Below are 8,923 nucleotides of genomic sequence, written 5' to 3' on the forward strand. Positions count from 1 at the left end.
GGTCACCCTCGGGTGACCGGCCCGCGAGGACTCACTCGGACTTCTCGGCGGCCTGCTCGCCCTCGGCGGCAGGCGTCTCCTCGACGACCGGAGCGGCGGCGGGCGCCTCCTCGGCGGCCGGGGCGGCCTCGGTCGCCTCGGCGGCGGGGGCCTCGGCCTGCGCGGCCTCGGCACCGGCCAGGAGCTCGCGCTCCCACTCGGCCAGCGGCTCGGCCTCGGCGGTCTGGTCGGCCTCGCCCTTCTTGCCCGAGTGACGCTGCAGCAGGCCCTCGGCCGCGGCGTCCGCGATCACGCGGGTGAGCAGCGTGACGGAGCGGATCGCGTCGTCGTTGCCCGGGATCGCGTAGTCGACGACGTCGGGGTCGCAGTTGGTGTCGAGGATCGCGACGACCGGGATGCCCAGCTTGCGGGCCTCGTCGACGGCGAGGTGCTCCTTGTTCGTGTCCACGATCCAGACCGCCGACGGGGTCTTCGCCATGTCACGGATACCGCCCAGCGTGCGCGAGAGCTTGTCCTTCTCGCGGCGCAGGACGAGGAGCTCCTTCTTCGTCAGGCCGGAGCCGGCGACGTCGTCGAAGTCGATCTCCTCGAGCTCCTTGAGGCGCTGGAGGCGCTTGTGCACGGTGGTGAAGTTGGTGAGCATGCCACCGAGCCAGCGGTGGTTCACGTACGGCATGCCGACGCGGGCGGCCTGCTCGGCCACGGGCTCCTGCGCCTGCTTCTTGGTGCCGACGAACAGGATGCTGCCGCCGTGGGCGACGGTCTCCTTGACGAACTCGTAGGCGCGGTCGATGTACGACAGCGACTGCTGGAGGTCGACGATGTAGATGCCGTTGCGCTCCGTGAAGATGAACCGCTTCATCTTCGGGTTCCAACGGCGGGTCTGGTGCCCGAAGTGGACACCGCTCTCGAGGAGCTGGCGCATGGTCACGACGGCCATGACACGTCCTTTCGCCGCGTGCGCCGGATCCTCCGGGCGGCACGCGCGTCAGGCGACCGGGCTGCTGCTGCAGGGTCCGATCGCGGTACTCGGTTCGTCGGTGACGGGCATCGGGCCCGGCACCCCTGGCGTCACGCCGGGCCGGCACCGTTCCCGGGGACCCGGGGACGGACCGCTGCCGACGCGGCCGCGCCCTGCACCCGGCGGGCCGGGTCGCGGGGCGCGTACGTGACGCGCGATGTCGACCGGTTCGCGTCCGCTCCCCCGGTTCGGCGAGCCCGCGGGACGTCGAGGACGGTCCACGGGATCCACCGGGATGGTTCGGGAAGGCGAGGCACAAGCCGATCGCGGCAGCCAGTCTACCCGACGGTTCCGGGCGTCTCCGCCCACCGGCCCGGGCGGCCTGGCGCCCCGCCTGTCGCGGGCGTCGTCGCCCCCCTTCCGGCGACATCGACGACGTCCCGCGGGGCGCGAACGCCCCGAGCCTGCCCCCAGGCTCCCACTGCCGCGGGCTTTCCCCAGCGCCGCGGCCCCGCGAGCGGACGGGGCCCCGGCTCCGCCAGCCTCCTGCCATGAAGCGTCGCAGCTCCACCGCCCGGGTGCCGGCGGGCCGTGGCCCGGAGACCGGTCGTGCCACCGGGTGTCCCGCCCCCTCCGCCGCCCGCCCCGACGTGCCGGTCGGCCCCGCCCGGACAAGCACGAGAGGCGTCCCGAGGGTCGTCGCACGGCTCGTCGCACGGCTCGTCGCACGGCTCGCCGCGGCCGGCGCCGTGTGCCTGCTGGCCACGGCGCCGCTCGCCGGCGCGGCGCCTCCGCCGCCGCCGGCCCCCGCGGCCGACGGCGAGGGGTGGACACGCCCCGTGCCCGGCGACGTGGTGCACCCGTTCGACCCTCCCGCCCAGGAGTGGGGAGCAGGGCACCGTGGGGTGGACCTCGCCGCCGCGACGGGCGAGCCGGTGCGCACGCCGGAGGCGGGAGTGGTGTCGTTCACGGGGCAGGTCGCGGGCAAGGCCGTCGTGGTCGTCGCCCATCCCGGCGGCCTGCGGTCCACGTTCGAGCCGGTCACGGCCTCCGTGGGCCGTGGCGACCCGGTGGCCGCGGGAGACGTCGTGGGCACGCTCGCGTCCGGGCCGGGGCACTGCGCGCCCGCCGGGTGCGTGCACTGGGGCGTGCTGCGCGGGGAGGTCTACCTCGACCCGCTCGCCCTGCTCGGCCAGGCCCCACCGATCGTGCTGCTGCCGGGCGGGCCCTGAGCGCAGGCGCACCCCCGACGGACGAGCCGACGAAGCGCGCGTCCCGCGGGCTCAGGCCCGCGGGAACGCCTGCACGAACACCTTGCGCAGCCGCTCGTCGTCCACGTGGGTGTACCGCTGCGTGGTGCCGAGGTCGGAGTGCCCCAGGACCTCCTGAACGGACCGCAGGTCGGAGCCGCCCTGCAGCAGGTGCGTCGCCGCGGAGTGCCGCAGCGCGTGCGGGGCCACGTCGTCCACGCCCGCCCGGGCCGCGAGCGCGTGCACCGCGTCGCGGACCTGTCGCTGGCCCCAGCGGCCCCCGCGCGCCCCGAGGAGGAGCGCGGCCCCGGACGCCGGCTGCACCAGAGCCGGTCTGCCGTGCGCGAGCCACTCGGACACGGCGCGCGCCGCCGGGACACCGAAGGGCACCACCCGCTCCTTGCCGCCCTTGCCGAGCACCCGCACGAGCCGGTCGGACAGGTCGACGGCGGGCACGTCCACCTGCACGAGCTCGCCGACGCGGATGCCGCTGCCGTACAGGAGCTCCGCCGCCGCCCAAGCGCGCAGGGCCGCCGGGCGCTCGTCCGGATCCGCCGCCTGCGCCACCTCACGGGCGGTGTCGAGCAGCGCCGCGGCCGCGTCGGCGCTCAGCACCGTCGGCAGGGTCCGCGACACCTTCGGGCTCGCGAGGCGCGCTGTCGGGTCCGTCTGCACCAGGCCGACGCGGTACGCCCAGCGCAGGAAGGTCCGTGCCGCGGCCCCGCGGCGGGCGACGGTCGCGCGGGCCAGGCCGCGCTCGGCCTGCGCCGCGAGCCAGCCGCGGAGCACCCCGACGTCCACCCCCGGCAGGCCGTCGACGCCGTGCCGCACCGCGTACCGCAGGAGCGACCCGACGTCCGCGCGGTACGCACGTCGCGTGTGCGCCGAGTGCCCGCGCTGGACCTCGAGATGCTCGTCGAAACGCGCCAGCGCCTCCGCGAGCGGCGCCGGCAGCGGCGGCAGGTCCGAATCGGTGTCCATCCAGGTCAGTGTGCCCCTGAGCCGTCGCGGGACGGGTGAGGCGGCGCGCGTGTCGAGGTCGTCCACCGGCCGGGCAGCAGCGCGCGACCTGCCCGTCCGGGCGCCCTCGCGCGCCCACCGCCTCACCCCTCCGACGCGCCCCTGCCCGCCTCGCGGGCCGCGCGCCGCACCCTGCGCCATCGGCCGGCCTCCTGGCCGGCGAGGCCGCGCAGCTCCAGGGCACCGAGCCCCGCGAGCAGCTCGCCCGGCGCGAGCCCCGCCGTGCGTGCCAGCGCGTCAACGGTGGCCGCGCCCCGTGCCGGCAGCGCGTCCCACACCTGGCGGGCGCGGTCGCCCAGGGCCTCGACGTCCGCGGGGATCCGCCGGCGCGACACCGCACGGGCGGCGCGCCCGGCCGTCGCCTCACGCGAGGCCTGCGGGGGCGTCGCGTCGCCGTCGTACGGGCCGGCGAGCTCGGCCACTTCGGCGGCGTCCGTCACGCAGACCGCCGCTCCGTCCCGCAGGAGCGCGTGACACCCGGTCGAGGTACCCGACGTCACGGCGCCGGGCACGGCACCGAGCGGGCGCAGCAGCCGGGTGGCGTGGCGCGCCGTAGACAGCGCCCCCGACCGCCAGGCCGCCTCCACCACGACGGTCGCGCAGGACGCGGCCGCGATGATCCGGTTGCGGGCGAGGAACCGCTGCTTGAACGGCGCCGAGCCGGGTGGTACCTCGCTCACCACCGCACCCGCGCCGTCCGCCAGCCGCCGCAGCAGGTCCTGGTTGCCCGGCGGGTACAAGCGGTCCACGCCCCCGGCGAGCACCGCCACCGTGGGCGCCCCGCCGGCCACGGCCCCACGATGGGCCGCGGCGTCGATCCCGTACGCCCCTCCCGACACCACGGCGAAGTCACGGTCCGCCAGCCCCGCCGCCAGGTCGCTCGCCACGTGGTCCCCGTAGGCGCTCGACGCCCGCGCGCCGACGAGCGCGACCGACCGCTCCGTCAGCGCCGTCAGGTCCGGCTCGCCCCGCACCCACAGAGCGAAGGGTTCCTCCGGGCCCAACGCGGCCAGCCGGGCCGGCCAGCGCGGGTCCCCGGGCACGAGCAGGGTGCCCCCGAGCCGCTCGAGGACCCGCAGCTCCCGCCGCGGGTCGAGGCGGTCGAGCCGCGGCGCCCACCGGGCGACCCCCTCCATCAGCCGGTCGGCCGCGACCTCGCTGCCCAGCGGCTCGACCGCCGATCCCCGCAGGGCCCGCGCCGGGTCGCGGACCGCGCCGACGACCCACTCCAGCGCCGCCGGAGCGCCGAGGTGCGCCACGAGCGTGCCCGCCACCGCGTCGGCCGGCTCTGCCAGCCTGCTCCACGCGGCGCGGGCGAGCACCGGGTCGTCCGCCGCGAAGGGCAGCCCGCCGGCCCCGACGGACCGCGTCCTGTCCTCCGGTTCCATCTCGAGCTCACGCATGGCTCCCCCTGGTCCGCATCGTCACGGCCGTGGAGACGTCGTCCGCCGTCGGTGCGGCGCGCCCCGCCAGGTCGGCGTGCGTCCACGCGATCCGCAGCACGCGGTCGGCCCCGCGCAGGCTGAGCACGCCCCGGTCGACCATCTGCTCGATCGGCTGCAGCACGCCCGGCGCCCGCGACCGCTCCCGCAACCACCGCCCGGGCACCTCCGCGTTGGTCGTCCAGGGCGTCCCGGCCAGCCGTTCGCGCGCCGCGGCCCGCGCCTGCGCGACGCGGGCCGCCACCGCCGCCGACGACTCCCCCTCCGACCGGGCCGTCCGTTCCGCACGCGTCACGGGCAGGACCTCCACCTGCAGGTCGACGCGGTCGAGCAACGGCCCCGAGAGGCGGCCGAAGTACCGGCGCTTCGCCGTCGGCGTGCATGAGCAGTCCAGCCCCTTGTTCACCGACGCCATCCCACAGGGACAGGGGTTCGCCGCCAGCACCAGCTGGAACCGCGCCGGGTAGCGGGCGGCTCCCCCGGAGCGGTGCAGCACCAGCTCGCCCTGCTCGAGAGGCTGGCGCAGCGTCTCCAGCACGCGGGACGGGAACTCCGGCGCTTCGTCGAGCAGCAGCACCCCACGGTGCGCCCGGGACACCGCCCCGGGGCGGGCCAGCCCGCTGCCCCCGCCGACGATCGCCGCCGGGGTGGCCGTGTGGTGCGGGTCCTCGAACGGCGGGCGCGTCATGAGCCCGTTCCCGGGGTCGAACGTCCCGGCCACCGAGTGCACGGACGTCACCTCGACGGCCTCGGTCGGCGTGAGGTCCGGCAGGATGCCCGGCAGGCGGGCGGCGAGCATCGTCTTGCCGGCACCCGGCGGCCCGACCAGGAGCAGGTGGTGCCCGCCAGCCGCCGCGACCTCGAGCGCCGTCCGCGCCTGCACCTGCCCCACCACCTCCGCGAGGTCCCCCGGCGACCGGCGCGGCGCGGACTGCCGCGCCGCCCGCACCGGGTCCAGCACCGGCGGGTCCGCCAGCTCGCCGCCGTGCAGCAGCACCACCTCGGCGAGGCTCGACGCCGCGTGGACGCGTGCCCCGGGGACCAGCCGCGCCTCGTCCGCGTCTCCGGTCGCGACCACGACGTCCGGGCAGCCGGCGTCGACGGCCGCGGCGACCGCGGGGAGCACCCCGCGCACGGGCTGGAGGCGGCCGTCGAGGCCGAGCTCCGCCAGGTGCACGACCCGGTCCAGCCCGGCCCGGGGCACCACGCCGTCCCCCGCGAGCACCGCGACCGCGATGGCGACGTCGAACGACGAGCCGGACTTGCGCAGCGAGGCGGGCGACAGGTTGACGGTGATCTTCCGGTGCGGCCACTTGATGCCGGTGGAGAGCACCGCGGCGCGCACGCGCTCGCGCGACTCGTTCAGCGCGGTGTCCGGCAGACCCACCAGGGTGAAGCCGGGGACCGACGCCGCGAGCTGCGCCTGCACCTCCACGACGTGCCCGGTCAGCCCGGTGAGGGCGACGGCCGCCGTTGTCCCGAGCCCCATCAGAGCACCCCCACGAGGTGCTCGACCTGCGCGGCGCCCGCCCGCGGCAGCACCACCGCCACGACGTCGACCCGGATCTCTCGGCAGCGTACGTCGCGGTGCTCCACCAACCACTGCCCCGTGAGCCGGCGGATGCGGGACAGCTTGGCGGCCGTGACCGCCTCCGCCGGATGGCCGAACGCGGTGCCGCGCCGAGTCTTCACCTCGATCGCGACCAGCGTGTCCCCGTCGCGCGCGACCAGGTCGAGCTCGCCCTCGGCGCCGCGCCAGTTGCGCTCGAGCACCTGCAGGCCCTGCGCCTCCACGTGGCGCGCCGCCACCCGTTCCCCGTACCGCCCGACGGCGTCCTTCGCCCGCATCGAACCACCTCCGCGGGGAAGCCTCGCGGCCCGCGGAAGGACGACGTGCACGCAAACCGTCGCCTGTGGACGGAGCGCGATCGGTGCGGCCCTGGGGGCAGCCTCCGCGCCCTCGGACGCCTCGTGCCGACCGGAAGGGGCGGGGCGAGCTCCAGGGCCGACCAGCGACGGGGCTGACCAGCTACAGCGCGAGCTCCGCCTTCGCGAGTTCCTCGACGTTGACGTCCTTGAACGTCACGACGCGCACGGACTTCACGAACCGCGCGGAGCGGTAGACGTCCCACACCCAGGCGTCGGCCAGGCGGAGCTCGAAGTAGACCTCGCCGGCGGCGGACCGCACCTGCAGGTCCACCTGGTTGGCGAGGTAGAACCGCCGCTCCGTCTCCACCACGTACGAGAACAGGCCCACCACGTCGCGGTACTCGCGGTAGAGCGCGAGCTCCATCTCGGTCTCGTAGTTCTCGAGGTCTTCGGCGCTCACGGGGCCATCCTCCCACCGGGTGCCAGATCAGCCGTGACGTCGGCCCGCACGTCGGCCGTCACCTCGGCTGTCGCCTCGACGAGGCCGACGTCGAGCGTCCCCGCGGTCGCGCCCGGCGGCACGTCCGCCGCGCCGTCGTCGGCCATGCCTTCGTCGGCCAGGGCCCGCAGGTTCCATGACCGCCGGTGCTGCGGCGTCGGGCCCAGCCGGCGCAGCGCGTCCAGGTGGGCGGGCGCCGAGTAGCCCTTGTTCTGGTCCCAGGCGAACGCCGGGTACTGGCGCGCGAGGCGCACGAGCAGGCCGTCGCGCTCCACCTTGGCGAGCACGCTCGCGGCCGCGACCGAGGAGCACTGCAGGTCGGCCTTGACCAGCGTGCGCACCCCCGGCTCCGGGGCCTCGGGCCCGAGAGGGTCGAGCGCCGCCGCCTCGAACAGGTCGACGTCGGCCCGGCTCAGCCAGTCGTGCGAGCCGTCGAGCAGCACCACGTCCACGTCGCCGCACGTCCGGCGGACCTGCGCCAGCGCCCGCCGACCGGCGAGCCGCAGCGCCGCGACGATCCCGTGCGCGTCGATCTCGGCGGGCCCGGCGTGCCCGACGGCCCAGGCGACGCCCCAGCGCTGCAGCTGGGGCACCATCGCGACCCGCGCCGCGGGGGTGAGCAGCTTCGAGTCGGTCAGCCCCTGGGGCGCCGTCCGCGTCGCCGCGTCCACGACGACGACGCCCACGCTCACGGGCCCGGCGAGCGCGCCGCGCCCCACCTCGTCCATGCCCGCGACCAGCCGCGCCCCGCCCGTGAGCAGCGCACGCTCCTGGCGCAGCGTCGGGCTCCGACGCTGCTTGCCCGCGCCGGAGGTGGCGCCGTTGGCGGAGCGGCGGCGCGGCGGCGTGGGCCGGCGCACGGTCTCCGGCCCGGGCGTGGCGCGGACGGGCTGCACCGCGCTCTGTTGGGCGCCCCGTTCGACGAGCGACGTCACGGCTCCGGGACCTTCGCGAAGACGTCGCCCGGGTTGCGCAGGAGCTTCGCGTCACCCAGCGGCCACACGGTGGCGAACGCCGACCCGACGACGTTGTCCATCGGCACGAACCCGCCGCCCGGCTTGCCCGTGTTGTAGCGGGAGTCCTGCGAGTTCTGCCGGTTGTCCCCCATGACGAACAGGAAGCCGTCGGGCACCACCGTGTCGAACGGGTCCTGGCTCGGCACCGAGCCCGGCTTGATGTACGACTCCTCGTCGATCGGCTCGCCGTTGACGCTCACGCGGCCCTGGTCGTCGCAGCACGTCACGTGGTCGCCCGGCGTCCCGACGACCCGCTTGATGAGGTGGTCGCCCGTCTCCTGCGGCAGCAGCCCCACGAACGTCAGCACGTCCGTCGCCGCCTGCCCGACCGGGGTCCGCTCCGGCGGCTCGTACGGCGGCAACCACCCGCCCGGGTCCTTGAACACCACGATGTCGCCGCGGTGGACGTCGAAAACGTCCGGCACCATGCGCGAGACCATCACCCGGTCCCCGATCTCCAGCGTGTCCTCCATCGACCCGCTGGGGATGTAGAACGCCTGCACCAGGAACGTCTTGATCAGCCAGGACAGCACCAGCGCGCTGACCACGATGATCGCGGTCTCGCGCAGGACGCCGAGCCCACGGCTCGGGGCGCTGCCCTCGGCGGGAGCGGGGCGGCCCGCGCCGACCACGGAGTCGAAACCCTCGGCCCCGTCGCCGGAGCCGCTGCCCGCGGGGTCGTGGGGGCGGGGCTCGCGCGCGCTGGGCCGGTCGGTCACGGGATCGGAGTCTGCCACGCCCTCACTCTTTCACTCGCCACCGTCCACGGCGAAACCCACGGCAGGTCCCCCCGGTCGCCCCGGAGGTCGCCCCCGGAGCGGGACGGGCGCGCCCCGGGACGACGGACGGGCGGCCCTGCCATCGGC

General features: G+C 76.5%; 9 protein-coding genes. 1 reads left to right on the forward strand and 8 read right to left on the reverse strand.

Going from position 1 to position 8,923, the window contains the following annotated elements; all coding sequences use genetic code 11:
* Positions 1-31 precede the first annotated feature (31 nt).
* Positions 32-940 carry a 30S ribosomal protein S2 gene (rpsB, locus tag ACFUVW_RS17090; protein WP_430572518.1) on the reverse strand — a complete coding sequence of 303 codons (909 nt, stop codon included), beginning with the start codon at positions 938-940 and terminating at the stop codon, positions 32-34.
* Positions 941-1,512: 572 nt separating this feature from the next.
* On the opposite strand from rpsB, the gene ACFUVW_RS17095 reads away from it, so the two are divergent.
* Positions 1,513-2,193: a peptidoglycan DD-metalloendopeptidase family protein gene (locus ACFUVW_RS17095; protein ID WP_430572519.1), complete on the forward strand. Its 681-nt coding sequence runs from the start codon at positions 1,513-1,515 to the stop codon at positions 2,191-2,193.
* Between the two features lie 51 nt (positions 2,194-2,244).
* Here ACFUVW_RS17095 and ACFUVW_RS17100 read toward each other — a convergent pair whose 3' ends face one another.
* The 7 genes from ACFUVW_RS17100 to lepB all read right to left on the reverse strand — a co-directional run bounded on the left by ACFUVW_RS17100 (position 2,245) and on the right by lepB (position 8,794).
* Positions 2,245-3,192 carry a tyrosine recombinase XerC gene (locus ACFUVW_RS17100; protein ID WP_430572520.1) on the reverse strand — a complete coding sequence of 316 codons (948 nt, stop codon included), beginning with the start codon at positions 3,190-3,192 and terminating at the stop codon, positions 2,245-2,247.
* A gap of 122 nt (positions 3,193-3,314) precedes the next feature.
* A complete protein-coding gene (gene dprA / locus ACFUVW_RS17105) occupies positions 3,315-4,634 on the reverse strand; it encodes a DNA-processing protein DprA (protein ID WP_430572521.1) in 1,320 nt (439 codons plus the stop codon).
* Entirely contained in the window at positions 4,627-6,162 is a 1,536-nt protein-coding gene (locus ACFUVW_RS17110) for a YifB family Mg chelatase-like AAA ATPase (protein ID WP_430572522.1), read from the reverse strand. The genes dprA and ACFUVW_RS17110 overlap by 8 nt, the downstream gene beginning before the upstream one ends.
* Complete coding sequence (locus tag ACFUVW_RS17115; RefSeq protein WP_430572523.1) at positions 6,162-6,521, reverse strand: YraN family protein; 360 nt, start codon at positions 6,519-6,521, stop codon at positions 6,162-6,164. Before ACFUVW_RS17115 ends, ACFUVW_RS17110 begins: the two co-directional genes overlap by 1 nt.
* A 181-nt stretch (positions 6,522-6,702) precedes the next feature.
* Positions 6,703-7,002 (reverse strand): DUF2469 domain-containing protein, encoded by a 300-nt coding sequence (locus ACFUVW_RS17120; protein ID WP_013838354.1) that lies wholly within the window; start codon positions 7,000-7,002, stop codon positions 6,703-6,705.
* Positions 6,999-7,976 carry a ribonuclease HII gene (locus tag ACFUVW_RS17125; RefSeq protein ID WP_430572524.1) on the reverse strand — a complete coding sequence of 326 codons (978 nt, stop codon included), beginning with the start codon at positions 7,974-7,976 and terminating at the stop codon, positions 6,999-7,001. Before ACFUVW_RS17125 ends, ACFUVW_RS17120 begins: the two co-directional genes overlap by 4 nt.
* Complete coding sequence (gene lepB, locus ACFUVW_RS17130) at positions 7,973-8,794, reverse strand: signal peptidase I (protein ID WP_430572525.1); 822 nt, start codon at positions 8,792-8,794, stop codon at positions 7,973-7,975. Before lepB ends, ACFUVW_RS17125 begins: the two co-directional genes overlap by 4 nt.
* Between the last annotated feature and the right edge of the window lie 129 nt (positions 8,795-8,923).

Source organism: Isoptericola sp. NPDC057391, assembly GCF_042668085.1.
In the GTDB taxonomy this organism is placed as follows: Bacteria; Actinomycetota; Actinomycetes; order Actinomycetales; family Cellulomonadaceae; genus Isoptericola.